Here is a 19,767-nt window from a genome sequence, read left to right as displayed (position 1 = left end):
CTTCCTTCACTCCCCGTTACTATTTCTCAATGAAATAATAGTAAAATATTGGGGATTGTCATTCATCCGTCTGGAGGCGTAAATAACACTGAACCGGGGGATGAAATTGATATCCTTTCAGAGACTGAAGTAAAAAAACATTCAATTTCAGCATCTTCAAAAAATTGTTTGATTTTTAATAATTAAAAGTTGCTCATTGTGACAAATCACATGTTCTTCATTCGATCTTTCACGTATTCTATTGTTATCTCAAAGTTCGTTGCACAGGTAAACCGTGCACTAATTAATATGATTACAGACGTGCGACGAGTTCACATGATTAACGATAGAGGGTGGAGAAGCATGATACAATCTTATGAACGTGATACACAATTAACACTACATTTGTACCGGGTATTTGCCAAATCATTCAAGAGTATTAATGAGCATGCTGTTACCGGCAGCAAAATTGAAGGTTTTAACCCTACTGCCTTTGCCGTCATGGAAGTGTTGTACTATAAGGGACCACAGCCCATTCAACAAATTGGTGCCAAACTACTGCTACAGAGCGGCAACGTGACTTACGTTATCGACAAGCTCGAAGAACGCGGCTATTTGCAACGCAAGCCTTGTCCAAGTGATCGTCGTGTTATTTTCGCAGAGTTGACCGCGGAAGGCGAACGTCTCATGAATGAGATGTATCCGAAATACTCAGAGCGTCTTCATCTTGCTTTCAGCGGACTGAATGATGAAGAGAAGGAACAAATGATCACTCTGCTCAAGAAGATGGGTCTGCAAGCTGAGAAGCTTTCTCCTCTTCCCCGTAAGTAGAGCTAGAGGCTAGGCTGCTTTTACTTCATATGTGTTAGACAAGCTGTTATTGCACGAAGAAGCCCGACCGGTAAATACCCGGTCGGGCTTCTTTATGTGATTTAGAGAATGAGTTATGCCTTTTTCAAAGACGACGTAGCATCCTCTACTGAAGGTACACCCTTGCGCAAACCCCAAGATATAACTAGTGACAAGACTGCGAAAACTGCCATCACAATAAATAGTGAATGAAGTCCCCCTTCTAGTGCACCACGTAAACTGTTTGATACTTCGCCGGAGAGGTTAGTGCCTGTATGCGAGCCTAGCAGCTTATTAATATCATCACCTGTAACGTTTGAATCCGGTTGTTTTCGCAACAGCTGATCAATATTCAAGTTCAGCCAGGAACCGAAAATAGCCACCCCAATGGTCTGACCTAGGGACCTTGTAAATGCATTAAGTGCTGTGGACGCACCGCGTTGATCATACGCAACCGACGACTGAGCGATAATCGTGAAGACCGTAGAGGAGTATCCGAAGCCTACCCCACAGACCAGCATCAAGCATAAGAGGATTACCTGTGAAGACTCTCCTGTCAAGAAAACCAGACCAATAGCTCCAGCAGCAATCATCATCAATCCAAGCATTGCCGTTCGGCGAGAACCTGCTCGCAGAATCATTCGTCCGCCTGCGATTGACCCAAACATCCAGCCTACAGACATTGGCGCAAGCAGCAAGCCTGAGATCGCAGCGCTTTTTCCAGAAACGCCCTGAACCCATAAAGGGATGTACGTAGAAAGTCCAATAATTAATGTGCTTACAAGCAGGTTAGCACCTGTTGATACTGCGATATTACGATTTGAGAATAGGTTCAGCGGAAGCATAGGCTCTGGTGCACGGCGCTCCACAAACAAAAATAAGATTAGCAGGATAACTGCTGCACCCAGTGTTGCGAGTAGTAACGGAGAGGTCCATGCCAGGTTCTGCCCTCCCGTGGAGAGTCCAAAGAGTAGAGCACCCATGCCTGCCGCGAACAGAAGGACGCCTGGCACATCGATCTGTGTCTTCCGACGCACCTTTTCTTCCTTCAGGTAGCGCGCAATAAATACCATTGCTAACACGCCAAATGGCAGATTGAATACAAATACCCAGCGCCAGCTTAAGTAATCTACCACATAGCCACCAAGCAGTGGCCCTACCAAAGAGGAAATCCCCCATACAGAGCTTAGCAACCCTTGTGTCTTTGCTCTTTCTTCAATGCTGTAAATATCACCGATAATGGTAAAGGTCATTGGAATAAGTGCACCCGCACCGATCCCCTGTATCGCGCGAAACAGGATCAGCTGTTCCATACTTTGAGATATGCCGCATAATAATGAGCCTAGTAAAAAAACAGCCGCTCCCCACATGAATACAGGCTTGCGTCCGAACAGATCACTGATTTTGCCGAAAATAGGTGTAGTAATAGCCATTGCCAGTAAATATGAAGTAAATATCCAGCTCAGCCACTGCATTCCCTGAAAGTCGCCTACAATCGCCGGTCCGGCTGGTCCTGTTACAGTTCCCTCAATAGCCGCCAGAAACGTGGCCAGCAGTACCCCTGTTAATATTAGTTTACGTTCTAAATCCCCTGTTGACTTCAATATTCCAAACCCTCTCTTTATGTATTAAGTGGATTGCCACTCCTCGCGCAGTAGAGCATGGAGAGCAGTATCCTGAAAGCCGGAAGCGATCTGCCTGTATTGACGCAATACGCCTTCCTTCTGAAATCCAAGCGTATGAACCAGCCTCTCCGCACGGATATTATCAGGATGACAGAGCGCTTCAATCCGATTCAAGCCCATAATATTGAAACCAAAATCGAGTACAAGCCCAAGCGCTTCTTTCATATATCCAAGCCCCCAAAAGGCAGGCGACAGATCACAGCCTATTTCACCACGGTAAGCTCCCTGAAGCTGCCAATGGTTATATCCACAGCTACCTATGACTTCCTCCCCTGGTCCAATAATACTCCAACGTAAGCTCTCCTCTTCCTGAGCCATCTGTGATAGAAGGTCGATAAGCTGCTTCGTCTCTTCTATAGAGGATAATGCCGGTGCACCCAGCCAGTGAGAAACTTCCGGATGAGACCAAACCTGAAATAACGCTGAAGCATGTTCAGTAGTCATAGCACATAATTTTAATCTTCTACCGATCAGTGTAGGTGTCACTCCATTGTATAGATACAATTCTCCGCTCCCCCTTCAACTTATCAATTATACATCATTCAAGAGTATATCCTTAAGCTAAAAGTTCTAATTTCTTTAACTTTGAAAAGAACAAATTGTATCCTCTCACGTAAAAAGCGCCTGCATCAGAAGGGTAATTCTCCCTTGATACAGACACTTTTATGGAACTTTGCTTTAAATGATTTCATTCTGCTCCCTGAATAACTTCACTACACAGCACCTGAAGTTTGGCTCGAATATCCTTGAACTCTTCAATACCCGTGCCAGTAATACTGTACCCTTCACTATGTGCAGTCAGAAAGTTGTCCAGCGTCAGCTTTTCCAATTCCTGTTTCACTTCGCGTTCTCCTACACGATACCCCATGTCTTCCAGTCCGAGCAGCATCTCCGAGATCGTCACATCTTTATCATGAGCACAATAAAGCATGTGAATTCCTATGAACAAGTTCTGTACATCAGCGCGCATATTCCACTCCTTCTGGCAACAAAGCCTTCGGTATTTACTCTTGCATTACCCTATGACAGTTCATTGGAAACATCATCACAAGGGTTCAGTGCTACAGAGGGGTCATAGCCCATCCCAAATTATTACAAAACAATGTTGTGTCTTGACGTACCCCTCATAGCTGTACTATGTTGTTAGTTACAGTTATGGTTTCATATTGAATTTAAAGTACAGGAAGGTGATGCTTCATGTTTCAAGCTATGCCATATGATGGAACGCGCAGCGAGCAGTTTGAAGCCGTTCTAATCCAACTCGAAGCATTGATAAAGGACGAACCAAGTGCTACAGCCAATCTGGCTAATGCTTCGGCACTACTTAAACACGCTCTACCGGATACGAATTGGGCCGGTTTTTATTTATTTGACGGCAAGGAGCTAGTACTTGGACCTTTTCAAGGCCTCCCTGCATGCATTCGAATTCCGCTATCTCGCGGGGTGTGCGGAACGGCAGCCGCCGAGCGGCGCACACTTGTAGTAGGTGATGTGCATGCATTCCCAGGTCATATCGCCTGTGATGCAGCCTCCAACAGCGAGATTGTTGTTCCTTTAATAAAGGATGATCGCTTGCTTGGCGTACTTGATATCGACAGTCCGCTCAAGGATCGCTTTGATGATGAAGAACGCCGGTTTCTGGAGCGGTTCGCAGCTTTAGTATCGGAAGCTATCTAAAAATTTCTTCGTTTTATATCCCATAAGAAAAAAGGCTGTCTTATTTGTAGGGGTTACCTACTTATAAGACAGCCTTTTTATGTTGATCCTACAGTCGAACTGGACTAATGTTCCAAATCTCAGCTGCATAGCGACTAATTGTGTTATCGCTGGAGAATTTACCGGAATGACCAATATTAATAATGGACTTCTTCAGCCATTCTTGCCGGTTGCGATATGCCCGATCAATTTCGACGTGCGTCTCAACGTAACTAGCGAAATCCTTCAGGACAAAAAACTCATCGTTATTATCCAGAAGAGAGTGGAAAATGCTCTCAAACTCCGTAGCGTGACAACATATAGGTCCTGGTTTGATTAACTGATCCAGCACTTCTTTCACACGACTATCCCCGTTGTAAATATCACGCGCATGATAACCGCCATGCTGGTAGTAATCCATGACCTGCTCAGCACGAAGTCCGAACAGGAACATATTGTTATCTCCCACCATTTCATGCATTTCTACATTTGCGCCATCCATCGTCCCTACCGTCAATGCACCGTTCATCATAAACTTCATATTCCCGGTACCGGATGCTTCTTTGCTGGCTGTAGAAATCTGCTCACTGATGTCCGCTGCAGGAATGATCTTTTCTGCTAGGGATACCGAATAATTTTCAAGGAAAAAGATACGAATCTTCCCTTTAACATCCGGATCTTTATTGACTACCTCCGCAACTGTATTAATTAGTTTGATAATCCGCTTCGCCAGATGATAACTCGGCGCTGCCTTTGCTCCGAATATAAACGTGCGTGGAACCATATCCATCGAAGGATTATCTTTGATTTGATTGTACAAATGCAGAATATGCAAAATATTAAGCAACTGGCGCTTGTAGGCATGTAGACGTTTCACCTGTACATCAAAGATAGAGTCAGGATCGACATGTACTGAATGCTTACTGTAGATGTACTCTGCAAGACGAAGCTTATTCTGGCGCTTAATACTGGCTACTTGTTCCTGGAAGGAAGCATCCTCACAATATTTAATCAAGCCAATCATTTCTTGAGGATGGCTCACCCAACGGGTCCCTATCGATTGATTGATTAAATTAGCCAGATCTGGATTGGCATGCAGTAACCATCGCCGATGTGTAATTCCGTTCGTCTTATTATTGAAACGGTGTGGATACATTTCATTAAAAAGTCGCATCTCGCGCTTCATTAATATTTCTGTATGCAGCGCCGCTACTCCATTGACACTATGGCTCGCTACAATCGCCAGATGAGCCATTCGAACCTGATCATCATGAATTATCGCCATCTGCGCAATTCGATCCTGATCCCCCGGATAACGACTCATAAGCTCGCCACAGAAACGCGCATTGATCTCTTCAATGATAAGAAAAATACGTGGCAGTAGCTCCCTAACCATTTGAATAGGCCATTTCTCAAGCGCCTCGCTCAGAATAGTGTGATTAGTGTAAGAGACCATACGCGTCGTGATACTCCATGCCTCATCCCATCCTAAACCATGTACATCCATCAGAATCCTCATCAATTCAGGAATCACCAACGTTGGATGTGTATCATTAATATGAAGAGCAACCTTGTCTGGCAGCGATTCTATAGGAGTCCCAAGCTTGGCATAGGTACGCAGAATACTTTGCAGCCCCGCGCTACAGAGGAAATACTGTTGCTTCAGGCGAAGCAGCTTACCTTCGTATTGAGAGTCATCTGGGTAAAGGAACTCCGAAATGGATTCTACAGAACGCTTATACTCCAGAAACTTATGATAGTCCGTCCCGGCAAAAGAACCAAAGGTTCTAGAGGGCTGGGTGATGGATTCTGCACTCCAGTTACGCAATGTATTCACATGCCGGCGATCAGCACCAATGATAGGGACATCGTAAGGCACTGCTCGAACAGCCTCATATTGCGTATGATCAAATACGAGTCGTCCGTTCTCTTCGCGGGTCTCAATAGTCCCCCAGAACCTAACTTCAACCTGCTTGTCTTCGCGGCGCACTTCCCATACATTATCATTCTGCAGCCAGTAATCAGGAAGTTCCACTTGATACCCATCAACGATCTTCTGCTCGAACAGGCCATATTTATACCGTATACCACAGCCATGTCCCGCATATTGCAGGGAAGCGAGTGAGTCCAGGAAGCAGGCGGCCAAACGACCGAGACCTCCATTCCCTAACCCAGCGTCCGATTCCTCCTCTTCTATATCCTGCAAACAAAAGCCAAGGTCCGCTAAACCTTCACGTACTACTTCCAGTACACCCATATTCAACAGATTGTTCCCCAGAAGCCTACCGATCAAGAACTCCATTGAAAAATAGTAAACCTGCTTATCTTTATCGAGCTTATATTTCTGGTTCGTTTCCGCCCAATTTTTCCCGGCGTTCTCACGAATCATGTTGCCCAGTATTTTATAGACATCGGCATTCGAGGCTTCCTCAAGCGGTTTACCTAATTTACCAATGAGGGTCTCACGGAATACCTGTTTGAAAGATTCTTTATCGTTAAACAACAGTAGGTCCTCCTGACAAATGCTTTTATTAGAAGTGCAGCAGACTGTGCCATTAGATCAGATAGGTTAATACTGCTTTGTTCATCTAATCCAGTCGTTAGATCTTGCTGCTCTTGGCGATGACGAATGGACGTTTGCTATCTCCAACAAGAATTCGATTCTTACTCAAATGTACGTCTTTATCCATGATTACATTCTCAATGACCGCATTTTCTTCGATGACGCACTTTTGCATAATTACTGAGTTGATGATCTTCGCTCCCTTCCGTACCTGAACCCCCCGAAAGATCACGCTGTTCTCTACCGTTCCAGCTATAATGCAGCCATTAGCCACCAACGAATTACTGACATTAGCACTTTCCAAGTATCGGGTTGGAGCCTCGTATTTAATCTTCGTCTGTACCGGGCTTTCTTTGAACAAACTGAAGTAATTCTCCTGCTGGAGCAGTTCCAAACTGTTCTTATAATAACTCTCCAATGAATTAATTACGGCATGATAGCCATGATATTCGTATGCGGCGATATTAAATTTGTGTCGGTTCTTCTGAACTACATCTCGGAAAAAATAACTCTCTCCATGCGCAATGCAATGCTCCACCTGCTCCAAGAACAGTTTTTTCTCCATAATGAAGATATCCAGATATAAATTAGGATGGTCTTTCTCATGATGGATATTAGTCACCTTATTCTCTTCGTCTACTTCAATACGCTGGCATAGATCATGTTCTGGCTGCAGTTCTTCAATCTTTTTATACACTACTGTAACGTCGGCACCCTTCTCCAGATGGTAACTATACAAATCCTGAAGATCGATCGTATTGATATGCTGGCTGCCGGAAAACACGATATATTTAGCAGATCCCCGTTTAAAAAGATCCAGATTGTTATGATAATGCTGTAAGTCCCCGAGAGAAGTATCCGTTGGATCGTTCCAGTCTGGAGGCAAAATGAATAATCCCCCATGCTTGCGGTTCATATCCCACGATTTCCCGTCACCCAAATGGTCCATTAGAGAACGGTATTTACGGCGGACGAACAGGCCAACGCTCTCCAGGTCTGCACGCATCATATTAGAAAGCACGAAATCAATCAACCGATAACGACTGGCAAAAGGTACGGCTGCACCACAGCGGAAATAAGTGAGTTCATTTAGTTTGTCGAGTTCATGATCCAGATTAATTACACCCATGAGTTGCTTCATCGGAATCCACCGTCCTCTTATAATTTATAAGAAAGTATAAGTTTCACGATATACTTTATCCTTATAAATCTCGCATAAACGCTTACCGTCCCTAGAAGGACGCCGAAGGCGTTTTAGCTTGATTATATGGTTTTGGCCACAGCTGATTTACGTTTTTTGCTTTTATTGTCGATCAGCAGAATTTCGTTCTCGTTCTCCCGTTCGATGCCTATTTCCATATAATCGTCGATTACCGTATTCTCACTAATAATCGCTTTATGAATGCGTACGTTCTTGCCAATCTTGACCTTAGGCATAATCACGGAGTCCGTAATTACACTTCCTTCACCCACTTCTACCCCATAAAAGAGAACCGAATGATTCACTTCTCCGTGCACTATGCAGCCTTCATTAATAATGCAGCCTGACACTTTCGCCCCAGGGGCAACATATTGGGCAGGTTGATTCGGATTACGTGTAAAAATGCGCCAGCTGGGATCATTTAGATTAAGTGGCGGAGTATCGCTCAGCAAATCCATATTTGCTTCCCATAAGCTAGTTACTGTACCTACATCTCTCCAGTATCCTTCAAAAGGGTACGCAAATAAGGAGTTTCCGTCCTCCAGCATCAAAGGAATGATATCCTTGCCGAAATCGTGGGATGATCCTACATTCTCCCCATCCTCTAGTAAATGCTTGCGGAGAACCTCCCATTTGAAGATATACACACCCATAGAAGCTAATGTGCTTTTTGGCTGAGCGGGCTTTTCCTCAAATTCGTAAATTTTTAGATCGTCCTCCGTATTCAAAATTCCAAATCGGCTTGCTTCCTCCAGCGGAACGTCAATGACAGAAATTGTGCAATCAGCGTTTCTTTCCTTGTGGTATTGAAGCATAGCGTGATAATCCATTTTATAAATGTGATCACCGGACAGAATAAGAACATGCTCTGGATCAAACTGATCCACAAACTTAAGATTCCGATAAATCGCATCGGCTGTTCCCCGATACCAGCTGCTTCCATTCTCACGTTCATGCGGTGGCAACACGAATACCCCACCGTTCTTACGGTTCAAATCCCAATCGCTGCCTACTCCGATGTATGAATGCAGTATGAGTGGCTCATATTGAGTCAGCACACCAACTGTATCAATACCTGAATTGGAGCAGTTACTTAAAGGGAAGTCGATGATCCGATAGGTCCCTCCAAAATAAACAGCGGGCTTGGCAAGCGATTTGGTTAAACCTTTCAATCTTTTGCCTTGGCCTCCAGCCAATAGCATGGCTACCATTTCCTTTTTCTTCATGGAAAAGCCTCCCTTGACTTATGGGTAATATGAAGTTCAGCAAGCACAGGTTGAATGAACAGAAGTTCCAAAAAGAAATGAATTAACAAGAAATACACTTGAAAGAAATGAGCCTTGATAGGAAGATGGACAAAGATGAGAAAAACGTGGAAGGAAATGTAACACGGTCGGATGATCTTTCCTAAAATGGGTAACTTTCACCAAAATCAGGAGATTATCCTTATTGTAAAGTGTTCTATATCCGCCGTCAAAACCCTTTATCACATTTTCGAAAATCCGAATTTTTTAACCTTGTTTGTTATTAAACACATTAATATTACTTATAACTAAATTAACCGCTTTGAATCATCATGAAATAAGAAAAGGCTCCTTTAATCGTAAAGCAAAGGGACTCATCTTCAGCAAACATTCAACCGAATATGTCATAATGTAGCTATCTATCACTGATTTGGAGGTACCTATGATGAAAGCAGCTCAAGGCGTTCGACTACTGCTCGTAGATGATGAGCCTCATATATTACAATTTCTAGAGTTGGGTCTCCTTAACGAAGGATTTGAAGTCAGAACCGCACCCGACGGAATCACAGCCATCTCGGTCGCTGCTGAGTTCAAGCCACATGTAGCCATCCTAGATGTCATGATGCCTGGCATGGATGGATTCGAGTTATGTCATTACCTTCGCTCGGAAGAGACGGAACTAGCCGTTATCATGCTAACTGCAAAGGATGAAGTGGACGATCGAGTCAAGGGTCTCACTATTGGTGCTGACGATTATATGGTCAAGCCCTTCAGCTTCGACGAATTGCTTGCCCGAATTCAAGCGCGGCTACGCAATCAGTTTCCAGGTCTGCTCGGCGAGGTACGCTGCGGTCCATTCCGAATTGATAGCCGTAGAAAAGAAATTCGCTTCAAGGAAGAAGTCCTTGAACTCTCACCCACGGAATACGAGTTATTACAGTATCTCGTTATTAATCACGGCCTTGTACTAAGTAAACCCATGATTCTTGATAAAGTGTGGGGCTATGACTTTGGTGGTGAGGAAAATATCGTTGAGGTCTATATCCGTTCGCTTCGCGAGAAGCTCGGGGATAAGGAGCACCGTATTATCCGTACCCTGCGGGGAGCAGGCTACCGGGTAGATCTATGAGTACGCGCTTCTCTAAATGGTTTCGTAAGCTGCCCGCACCACGTTCTCTACGCAAACAGCTGCTAGCCATTTCGCTGCTCATTCTATCAGGATTGCTTCTTCTAATCGGAGTATTACAATATATACTCATGCGGGATTTCATATATAGCAATAGAGCAGAGTCTATGGAAGCGCAAATACGTTCTGTTCCCCGTGAGATGTTTTTCAACTTTTTCAATTCCTATGACGAGGACACCACAACTCCGAATGAGGGAAACACCGAGTATAACGGCAATTTGCCGGGGGAAAGAAACGGCGAGAATAAAATCCCAAATGGTCAAAGAACCGGTGAGAATAGGCGTCCACTCCTGCTGGATGCCCATACAACCCTCGCTATTTATAGCTCAGATGGCACCTTCAGGGACTTACAGCAAATGACTTTATCTGATTCAGCCGCGCCTAGATTAACGAATGAGCAATACAATAATCTGCTCATTCATACCACGGATAGAGCAACAGGAAATTACAAGCTCATAGAGGCCGATGACGGCACTGAACATCTGGCTATATTCGTGAGTCTCTATAGACCTGGAAATACTCGATTGCTTCTCCAAATGAGCGTGAATACCGGACCTCTTACGGATGTAATCTTACAGCAATTGATGATCTACGCAGGTTTGTCAGTGATTGCTTTATTGGCTGGCTTCTTCCTATACTTGCCTGCCCTTCGAAAGACGCTGGTCCCTCTTTCAAATATGGGAGAGTCCGCCGAGATCATTGATGCCGGTAATCTGGATATCCGATTTCCAATTAACCAAGGCCAGACTGAGATCGACAAGCTGGCCCATTCATTCAATGGTATGCTCGAGCGTCTCGAAATATCCTTTCATAATGAACGGGAAGCCAAGGAACAGATGCGCCGCTTCGCTGCCGATGCTTCTCACGAGCTGCGAACGCCGCTGACCTCAATCCACGGTTTTTTGGAGGTCTTACTGCGTGGCGCTGCGGACAACAAAGAACAGTTATACAATTCATTGCGAAGCATGCATGGCGAATCGAAACGGATCAATAAGCTGGTGGAGGATTTGCTGCTGCTCGCTCGGATGGACGGCGCCCCTCAACTGCGGATGACGGATCTGTTGCTCGGTGAGGTCATTTCCGAAATGAAGCCGCATCTGCTCTTGTTAGCGGATCAGCGCAAAGTTACTTTTGATATCTCGTATGGCATCCATGGTAAATATGAACCCAATAAAATCAAACAGGTAATTCTGAATCTGTTCCACAATGCAGTTCAGCATACGGATACAGAATCTGGCACCATTCATCTCTCTTTACATGCTAGAGGAAATGAGGCCATTTTAACGGTGCAAGACAACGGCTGCGGGATTTCTCCAGAGCATATCCCACATATCTTTGATCGCTTCTACCGCAGCGATTCCTCTCGCACACGAAAATATGGTGGATCTGGACTCGGCCTTTCTATTACCAAGTCTATCGTGGAGGCACATCACGGCAAGATTAGTGTAAGCAGCACTCTCGGTGAGGGAACAACGTTTAGGGTTACCCTTCCCTGTGAGGAAGGATTAGCCAAGAGAGAGTAACAACCGTTATAATAGATGATAGACTTAAGCCTATGTCTACGATGCGAGTTTTGCTTCACAAAACTTAAGCCTATGCTTTCGATGCGAGTTTTGCTTCACAAAACTTTTAGGAGGTCAAAAAATGTACGAAATCGCCGTAATTGGAGCCGGTCCTGCCGGTGCAAGCGCAGCCCTGTTCGCCGCCAAGGCGGGCAAAAAAACGCTGCTGATCGACAATGATAAAGGCATGACCCGTAGAGGATGGTTTGAGAACTTTTATGGAATTTCCGAAGTAGGCGGTCCTGATCTCGTAGAAACCGGACATAAGCAAGCCGTCAAATTCGGCGCTGAGCTAGTAGCAGAACAAGCTATTAACCTCACTTCCAGCGGCAATGGATTTGTCATTGAGACCGAAGACGGAATCATTTATGAAGCCAAACATGTTATTCTTGCAACAGGCGCCCTTACTGATCTAGCCGCCAAAGCAGGGGTGGAAACTAAGGATGGTACAGAGCCAAGAATCAAAACAGTTGTCGCTGTTAATCCAGAAGGCAAAACAAATATTGAAGGCATTTGGGCTGCAGGTACCGTTGCCGGAGTAAGTGTACATGCCATTATTACGGCAGGCGATGGCGCGAAGGTAGCCATTAATGTGATTAGCGAGTTAAATGGTGCGCGTTACGTGGATCATGATGTACTAAAGGCTTAATAAATGACTGAAAATATAGATCCGGAGACGATTCTTAGGAATCTGTCCTCCGGATTTTTTATATCGCAAAAAATAACTGCACTTGGTGCAGCTATTTCATACTTCATCCCCTCTATGACTCTTTTAAGTGTAGTTGATGCAACTAAAAATAGATGGAAAGAGTATTTCCATTGGATTATGAAGAAATAAGTGTATCAAGTGCAACTAGGTCGATACATAGCAGTCTGATGCGCTTTTTAATTGTATAAAGTACACTTATTTTTTCATCCCCAACTGCCCTGTAAACGCCCCACGCGCAAAAAAACTGCCCCAAACATCATCCCACCGCCGCCGAAGACGATGTTAGGATCGTTTGAAACAGTCTCCTTCAATCACTAGCGTGTACCCCAAGGTAACGCCCCCACTTCTTCACTTTCCTTCAGACTAGCAGCCAGCTTTTGCAAATACGGAACCAGTAATGGACGCAACTCCTCCCGCATCAATCCGACCTCCAGCGTAGCCTGAATGTAGCCGAATTTATCACCAATATCATAACGTTTGCCGATCAAATCCAGGGCCAGCAAACCTTCATTACGACATACCTCATGCAATGCATCAGTCAGTTGATATTCACCACCTGCTCCCCGTTCAAGGTTAGCCAGCACTGAAAATATCGAAGACTCCAAAATGTAACGTCCCATAATCGCATGCTCTGAAGGTGCCGTATCCGGGGAGGGCTTCTCCACCAAACCTTTAACTTCATGGACGCCTTGTAGAGAACCGCTTGATGAAATAATTCCGTATTTATGAACATCCTGCCGTGGTACCGACTGAACACCGACGATGGTCTTCTCCTCTTGTTCATATAATCGCATCATTTGCAGCAGCGCCGGGTCCTCCGAGACCATGATATCGTCACCGAGCAGAACAGCGAAGGGCTCATCGCCAACGAACTGTTCCGCACAAAGGATGGCGTGACCTAGTCCTAGCGGCTCTTTTTGCCTAATGTAATGAATGCTGGCCAGTTCGCTAATCGCTTGGACTTCACGAAGCAGCTCCTCTTTTCCTTTTTCCAAAAGCGTCTGTTCCAGTTCCACTGATTTATCGAAATGATCTTCAATCGACTTCTTGTTGCGACCCGTCACGATAATGATGCTTTCAATGCCGGATCGAACAGCTTCTTCTACGATATATTGAATCGCCGGCTTATCCACAATGGGCAGCATTTCCTTGGGCTGAGCCTTAGTTGCAGGCAGGAAACGAGTGCCTAAACCCGCGGCGGGAATAACCGCTTTTCTAATCTTCACAACGAATCCCTCCCTTGCATTTATTGACGATGTAGAACTTGCTGTTCACGAACATCCTGTTGTTTCTTACCTTCATAGAACTCTTGAACAATATAGAGCGGACGTCCCTTGGTCTCATCATAAATCCGACCGACATACTCACCCAGAATCCCTAACATAATGAGCACAAAGCCATTAAAGGTCAGTGTGATTCCGATCATCGATGCCCAGCCCTTAACGACTGAATCCGTAAAAATCACCAGATATAGCACATACATCAGATATAGAAAGCCGGAGGCCGACAGCAGTGCGCCAAGGTATCCTGCCAGCTTCAGCGGCTTATAAGAGAAGGAAGTAATTCCATCCAGAGAGAGCTTGATCATCCGTTTCAGCGGATATTTAGTTTCTCCAGCCAGACGCTCATCGCGTTCATATTCAATGGCTTTTTGCCGAAAACCGACCCAACTGACTAGCCCGCGTACGAACCGATTTTTCTCCGGCAGGCGTTTGAGCTCCTCACAGACTTTACGATCGATGAGGCGGAAATCCCCCGTATCTACAGGTATTGAAATATCAGTTGAATAACGTAGCACTCTATAAAAGAGACTGGCCGTCCACTTTTTGAATAAGGATTCTCCGTTGCGCTTTATCCTTTTGGCATATACAACTTCATACCCCTGCTTCCATTCCGCAATCATGTCCAGAATCAGTTCCGGCGGATCTTGCAAATCGGCATCAATAATGACAACTGCATCCCCTAAGGCGTAATCCATTCCGGCAGTAATAGCGATCTGATGTCCAAAGTTACGAGACAAGTCGATCAGCTTCACACTCTCATCCCAGTAGCTATATTCCTCAATCATCTGGGCGCAATTATCTGTGCTGCCGTCATTCACAAAGATCAGCTCATACACTTCATTAGTTAAACCCATTACTTTTTTGATACGTCGATACGTCTCTTGAATGACCGCCTCTTCGTTAAACATCGGTATAATAATGGAATAGCGCACGTTGGTACTCATGAGCAGCTCCTCCTTAAATTTGAATAATGAAGCGTGCCTGATCTATCTCATAACACGCCTCATAGGATTAACATTCGCCTAGTTTACAGTAACTTTGTATAATGTCCCGCTGTTTCCTCCATCGCTTCCTTCCCAATCGGCTGCTGGAACTTCTGTACCATTCTCTGTGATCCAAGTCGTTAACTCGGAGCTTCCCCCGCGTCCACCACCCATACCACCGCTATTGATCAGGAAGTACTTCACCTTTCCACTCTCTACAAACGCCTTTAGGGTATCTGGGGTATACACGGTGTCTGAGTTAGAAAATCCGTTCAAAATAACTACCGATGTACCCTTGTCAACGATATAAGGAGCTGCTGTGCCATAATCCAATGTAGCGAAAAGATAGGGCTCCCCAGTATTGTTCTCCTCCAAATAGGACAACAGACTCTCATTCGCACTTGCGGCGCTATTACGTCCAAAATTGCTTGGACTGCCTCCCATTCCCCCTCTACCCTCACTACTAGTCGGGCCCGCCTCAGGGGTTTGACTGTTCAAGCCATAAGTAATGGGGGTAGCTGCCCAGTAAAGCGGCCCAATTAACAATACTAATACGGCTGCAATGCCTGTCGTATATATAAAGGATTTCTTCTTGCCTTTAAGAACTACCAGTACCAGCGAAACCACAATGCCTGCAGCTAAAATCCCAATGGACCAGCCACTGCCGATCGTATCGTTATAAGGATGAACAATGTACCACTGGAAACCTGCTGTAACCAGCGTTGCGGCTGGCAATAACCAAGACAGCCAACCAGAGTGCTCGCGATATAGCGTCCACAGCTTTGACCATCCTGCACCGACTAACGCTGCAACTGGCGGAGCCATCATCACCAGATAATATTGATGGAAGAACCCTGCGATACTGAAGAACCCCATAACGGGCACCAGCCACGCTAACCAGAAGAGAGCTTCTTTATGAGCCTGAGTAAAGTTCTTTCTCCGCAGATTGGCGAATAATCCAATGATGCCTAGCAATACAAAAGGCAGCATCCAGCTAGCTTGACCTGACAGTTCTGATTGGAACAGGCGCAGTGGGCCTGCTGTTCCTGTATTGAACATTCCGCCTCCGCTTCCACCGCCATTCATGCCGCCGCGATTTCCTCGCCCGCCGTCGTCGCCACCAAATTGCCGGCCTTGACTGTCTGTTCCACTAGGAGGCTGACCTGGTGCACCTCCATCATCGTCACCAGTCTGGCTATTTGAGGTCGAATTTGTGCCTTGCCGGCCCGAAAATGCTGCACGTCCACCATCAGTGCCATTATTACTGCCTGACCCATTCATAGCTGGCATCTCGCCGTTCATGTTTGGCATCTCACCATTCATCGCGGGCATTTCACCGTTCATGTTTGGCATCTCACCGCCATTCATTCCTGGCATTCCACCGCCACCACCACCTGCCCCACGATCCCCCGTTAATCGGGCAACGCCATTGTACCCAAAAGCAAGATTCAGCACTGAATTGGTACCACTGCTGCCGATATAAGGCCGTTTGCTGGCGGGAATCGAATCCACGATCACTGCCCAGGATAAGGAGACTACAAGCAATATTGCTGTGGAGGCTGCCAATACTCCCGTCTTCCGCTTCCAGTTCACTTTGGCAGCTAAGACATAAAAGAAATAAAAAGCCGGCAGAACCATGTACGCCTGCAGCATCTTCTCGTTAAACCCAACACCGATTAACGCAAATGCGGTAAGAAGGCTACCCATCTTGTTGCTCTTCGTCCCTTTAAATAAAAACCATGCCGCGAGCAGAAGGGTGAATACAAGCAGTGCATCAATATTGTTCGTCCGGCTGACTGCCGCTGCTACCGGAGTAGTCGCCATGACTAGAGCTGCTATACGTGCTGCCGCTCTGCCAAAGGTAGGCTTCACCAGCAGGTATACAAGTAACACGGAGCCCACGCCGCCGAGTGCCTGTGGCAAAATCACACTCCAACCATGCAGCCCGAAGATAAGTGCGCTAAGTGTCTGAATCCAAAAGGTAACTGGTGGTTTATCCACCGTTACTGAACCCGCGGAATCCAATGAAGCGAAGAAGAAATTATGAAAGTTCTGCAGCATACTTCCCACCGCGGTGGTGTAGTATGTATTCACATAGTGGTCGTTCCAAACTCCATAACCATACAAAAAAGCGGCAAGTAATAAAATGAGCCAAAGTATAAGATCCGAGCTTATTTTTTTGAACCTACTCATCTCCATCCACTCCTATCCTTTGATCGTCTATAATTCCGGCAGTTCTGTGCCCCCGGTTCAAACTTTCTGTAGGTGTATTATTTCACCCTTACCTTAACTCTCAATGAGTCCAAGCTGAATGTTTGCTGAATATACAAGGCCACCAGAACGCAAAAAAAGCCCCACAACTGTGGAGGCTTCTGTTCGAATCCCAACCCAAGCAAATATTTTAAAATAGACTATTCCATTCTGCCCATAGTAACGAGCTTATTCACCGTATTCCAATTACGTGCTGTAAGCGTCATACCCAATATTCTGTCAAAAGGAACCTTGAAAAGCGGCGACTGGCTCACACTGACCTCATATAACACGTACATCTCTCTGCCGACAAAACGCACTTTATCTGGTCCATCCTCATAAGTGCGCAGTTTATCCAATGCTTCCGCTGAAGGCTCGACTGGTAAAAAAGTAACATACCATCTTTTGAATTCCTCTGGCTCGGAGAGCTGAAAGGGATCGTTAGCGATCACGTTCTCCATTTCTGCTAAGGTACGGATAATAACAGAGACCTCGAATCCAAAAACCTCATGAATCTTACGTTCAATGACTCCAGTAAGCAGACTCTCCGAACCTTCATCACTCTCAAATACAACATTTCCGCTCTGAATATACGTTCGTACATTTTCAAATCCAAGAGTCCGAAACATCGCCTTCAGGTCCAACATTTTAATAATTTTGTTCCCGCCGACGTTAATTCCACGCAGCAGCGCAATATAGGTAGTCATAGAATACGCCTCCGTTTTTGTGCCATGATCAGCTTACCTCTGCGGCTAAGGTTTGTAGACGTTTACGAACTTCTTTTACCAGCAGCTCCTTCTCTGGAGGCGAAAGCCCCTCCACCAAACGCGCGGCAGCGATCGGCAAAATCCAGCGGTCTACGTCCTCATAAGTATGTCCTGATAATCTGAGATACTCTTGAATATATCCCTTGGTTAATTTCTTTCTAATAAAACCTATCATCATTCTCGATAAGGCAGAGGCTCCAGGGGGCATGGCTCCCATACTGAACATTACTACAGATCGCGCAGCATCGGCCGCTGGTTCTCCCACCACACCTGTCATCCAGTCGATTACCCAGAGCTGATCATCCATAAGTACATTGTCAGGATGGAAATCTCCATGACATAAATAGGTTCCTTGTGGTAACTTCTCCAGATAGCGCAGGATGGCTGACTTCTCATCTTCACTAAGCATTGGAGCCCCCATGATATTCCACTTCAACATATCCTTCTGCTGTCCAATCTCCTCAGTAATTTCAAGTTTATGCAAATCGTAGTGAAGCCTAGCCATCATTCTGGCATACTTACTAACTTTCCAAGGCTTCTCACCCATCACCTTTAGCAGGGAGGGACCTTTAATTTGTTGAAATACAATACCTTGTCTTGATTGTTCAGAAATGAGTTCAAATGGCTGTGGTGTCCGGACGCCCTGCGAGTGCACAAACTGGCTGATCTTATATTCTCGGCTAATATTCTGTTCTGAAACATCCTCTAGGTACAATTTAAGAATCCTCTGATCATCATGCTGCCAGATCTCCGCTGTTCTGCCTTTCCCAACAAGCTTCGCCTTCATTCGGCAGCCTCCATTTAGTCCAGATTAATGCGGGTAAAATGCTCAACATCCGGAAATGGGTCGTAGTAATGGTGAAGTAGCGCCTTCCATTCCTGATACTGGCTGGATTCTCTGAATCCTATGGTGTGATCTTCAAGCGTTCTCCACTTCACAAGCAGCAGATACTTATGATTATCCTCCAAGCAATGTTGCAATTCATGCCCTATGTAGCCTTCGATCGAAGAAATTAAGCTTGATGCCCCCTTGAAGCTTTTTTCAAATTCAGTAGTTAAACCAGGCTTCACTCGCAGCATCGCAGCTTCCAAAATCATAATCAGCATCCTCCAAAGGTTATGTATTTAAAGCATCACGGAAAAATTCATGATAAAAATTAATAATAACAAGCAGAATGGCTAGTGACTCGTTGACCTGCTCTACCTCAAGGCTATGATTAGCATCATCGATTCTATACACTTTTAAATGATGAAGCCCACTAATTTCACCAGAAAGCTGTTCGCTAAATAAAGGGTCGCTTCCCCCATAAATTACAGTCCCACGACTCTGCTGTATCAAAGGGATCGCCTCAGGTAATGGTGTTATATATAGATGAGACGTCTTTTTCTGTATTTCTAGCTCTTCTGCAATTCTCCCTGCTATGACCGAACCCACGCTTTTGCTAATGAATAGAATCTTTTTGTATTCAGGAAGAGATGCAATGGCCGCCTTACATTCCTGAATGAGAATAATCATTTCATCACGCTTAAAACCTACTCTAGCACTCTGGTAGCCATATTCAAGCAGCAGGACATCGCAATTATGTTCCCGAGCTGCTTTGGCCGCATAATCTAGCAGGGGGCGTTCAGCCGAGTAATTTTTACCTGGAAAAATAACAGCCAATGCCTTAGATCCTTGAGTAATATATTTATGTCTAACCTCTCTACCCCAATAAGAGGACATAATGATGTTGCTGACGTTCATACCTGTTTCCCTCTTTTCTAAAACAACCATTCTATATATATCTATCATTATAGCTAACTTATGTTTA

The 19,767-nt window shown here is 45.2% G+C and carries 18 protein-coding genes; 5 read left to right on the top strand and 13 right to left on the bottom strand.

The genetic code is table 11. The features are described 5' to 3' along the window. The first annotated feature begins 342 nt into the window (after positions 1 to 342). Positions 343 to 810: a MarR family transcriptional regulator gene (locus NSS87_RS02910; RefSeq protein WP_042123913.1), complete on the top strand. Its 468-nt coding sequence runs from the start codon at positions 343 to 345 to the stop codon at positions 808 to 810. A gap of 113 nt (positions 811 to 923) precedes the next feature. On the opposite strand, the gene NSS87_RS02905 is transcribed toward NSS87_RS02910, so the two are convergent. The 3 genes from NSS87_RS02905 to NSS87_RS02895 form a co-directional block, all read right to left on the bottom strand. After that, a complete protein-coding gene (locus NSS87_RS02905) occupies positions 924 to 2,432 on the bottom strand; it encodes an MDR family MFS transporter (protein WP_076285887.1) in 1,509 nt (502 codons plus the stop codon). Positions 2,433 to 2,456: 24 nt separating this feature from the next. Next, on the bottom strand, positions 2,457 to 3,017 hold the full coding sequence (locus tag NSS87_RS02900; protein WP_339244611.1) for a GNAT family protein: 561 nt from the start codon (positions 3,015 to 3,017) through the stop codon (positions 2,457 to 2,459). A gap of 184 nt (positions 3,018 to 3,201) precedes the next feature. After that, positions 3,202 to 3,483: a hypothetical protein gene (locus NSS87_RS02895; RefSeq protein ID WP_094874766.1), complete on the bottom strand. Its 282-nt coding sequence runs from the start codon at positions 3,481 to 3,483 to the stop codon at positions 3,202 to 3,204. A gap of 227 nt (positions 3,484 to 3,710) precedes the next feature. On the opposite strand from NSS87_RS02895, the gene NSS87_RS02890 reads away from it, so the two are divergent. Then, positions 3,711 to 4,190, top strand: coding sequence for a GAF domain-containing protein (locus tag NSS87_RS02890; protein WP_042184630.1), 480 nt, complete (start codon positions 3,711 to 3,713; stop codon positions 4,188 to 4,190). An 88-nt stretch (positions 4,191 to 4,278) separates the two neighbouring features. Here the strand turns inward: NSS87_RS02890 and NSS87_RS02885 are convergent, their stop codons facing one another. The 3 genes from NSS87_RS02885 to NSS87_RS02875 all read right to left on the bottom strand — a co-directional run bounded on the left by NSS87_RS02885 (position 4,279) and on the right by NSS87_RS02875 (position 9,198). After that, a complete protein-coding gene (locus NSS87_RS02885) occupies positions 4,279 to 6,711 on the bottom strand; it encodes a glycogen/starch/alpha-glucan phosphorylase (RefSeq protein WP_339244608.1) in 2,433 nt (810 codons plus the stop codon). A 97-nt stretch (positions 6,712 to 6,808) separates the two neighbouring features. Beyond that, on the bottom strand, positions 6,809 to 7,912 hold the full coding sequence (gene glgD, locus NSS87_RS02880; protein WP_042184625.1) for a glucose-1-phosphate adenylyltransferase subunit GlgD: 1,104 nt from the start codon (positions 7,910 to 7,912) through the stop codon (positions 6,809 to 6,811). 122 nt (positions 7,913 to 8,034) lie between these two features. Next, entirely contained in the window at positions 8,035 to 9,198 is a 1,164-nt protein-coding gene (locus tag NSS87_RS02875) for a glucose-1-phosphate adenylyltransferase (RefSeq protein ID WP_042184623.1), read from the bottom strand. Between the two features lie 463 nt (positions 9,199 to 9,661). Between NSS87_RS02875 and NSS87_RS02870 the strand changes: the two genes are divergently transcribed. From NSS87_RS02870 to NSS87_RS02860, 3 genes are all read left to right on the top strand, one after another. Next, positions 9,662 to 10,345 carry a response regulator transcription factor gene (locus NSS87_RS02870; protein ID WP_076116779.1) on the top strand — a complete coding sequence of 228 codons (684 nt, stop codon included), beginning with the start codon at positions 9,662 to 9,664 and terminating at the stop codon, positions 10,343 to 10,345. Beyond that, positions 10,342 to 11,925, top strand: coding sequence for a HAMP domain-containing sensor histidine kinase (locus NSS87_RS02865; RefSeq protein ID WP_339244606.1), 1,584 nt, complete (start codon positions 10,342 to 10,344; stop codon positions 11,923 to 11,925). Before NSS87_RS02870 ends, NSS87_RS02865 begins: the two co-directional genes overlap by 4 nt. A 121-nt stretch (positions 11,926 to 12,046) precedes the next feature. Continuing rightward, entirely contained in the window at positions 12,047 to 12,613 is a 567-nt protein-coding gene (locus NSS87_RS02860) for an FAD-dependent oxidoreductase (protein WP_042184618.1), read from the top strand. A 374-nt stretch (positions 12,614 to 12,987) separates the two neighbouring features. Here NSS87_RS02860 and galU read toward each other — a convergent pair whose 3' ends face one another. The 7 genes from galU to NSS87_RS02825 form a co-directional block, all read right to left on the bottom strand. Next, positions 12,988 to 13,899, bottom strand: a complete 912-nt coding sequence (gene galU, locus NSS87_RS02855; protein ID WP_339244604.1) for a UTP--glucose-1-phosphate uridylyltransferase GalU — start codon at positions 13,897 to 13,899, stop codon at positions 12,988 to 12,990. A 20-nt stretch (positions 13,900 to 13,919) separates the two neighbouring features. Next, positions 13,920 to 14,900, bottom strand: coding sequence for a glycosyltransferase family 2 protein (locus NSS87_RS02850; RefSeq protein ID WP_042184612.1), 981 nt, complete (start codon positions 14,898 to 14,900; stop codon positions 13,920 to 13,922). A 78-nt stretch (positions 14,901 to 14,978) separates the two neighbouring features. Beyond that, complete coding sequence (locus tag NSS87_RS02845) at positions 14,979 to 17,132, bottom strand: glycosyltransferase family 39 protein (RefSeq protein WP_339244601.1); 2,154 nt, start codon at positions 17,130 to 17,132, stop codon at positions 14,979 to 14,981. Between the two features lie 218 nt (positions 17,133 to 17,350). Beyond that, complete coding sequence (locus NSS87_RS02840) at positions 17,351 to 17,896, bottom strand: DUF1697 domain-containing protein (protein ID WP_339244598.1); 546 nt, start codon at positions 17,894 to 17,896, stop codon at positions 17,351 to 17,353. 28 nt (positions 17,897 to 17,924) lie between these two features. Beyond that, on the bottom strand, positions 17,925 to 18,743 hold the full coding sequence (locus NSS87_RS02835) for an aminoglycoside phosphotransferase family protein (protein ID WP_042184606.1): 819 nt from the start codon (positions 18,741 to 18,743) through the stop codon (positions 17,925 to 17,927). Positions 18,744 to 18,757: 14 nt separating this feature from the next. After that, entirely contained in the window at positions 18,758 to 19,054 is a 297-nt protein-coding gene (locus NSS87_RS02830; protein ID WP_339244594.1) for an antibiotic biosynthesis monooxygenase, read from the bottom strand. 19 nt (positions 19,055 to 19,073) lie between these two features. Beyond that, positions 19,074 to 19,700 carry a hypothetical protein gene (locus NSS87_RS02825; protein ID WP_339244592.1) on the bottom strand — a complete coding sequence of 209 codons (627 nt, stop codon included), beginning with the start codon at positions 19,698 to 19,700 and terminating at the stop codon, positions 19,074 to 19,076. Positions 19,701 to 19,767 lie beyond the last annotated feature (67 nt).

Source organism: Paenibacillus sp. FSL F4-0243 (genome assembly GCF_037963295.1).
Classification (GTDB): domain Bacteria; phylum Bacillota; class Bacilli; order Paenibacillales; family Paenibacillaceae; genus Paenibacillus_AQ.
The sequence above is the reverse complement of the archived record's forward strand: the minus strand, read 5'-3'. Positions and strand labels throughout refer to the sequence as shown.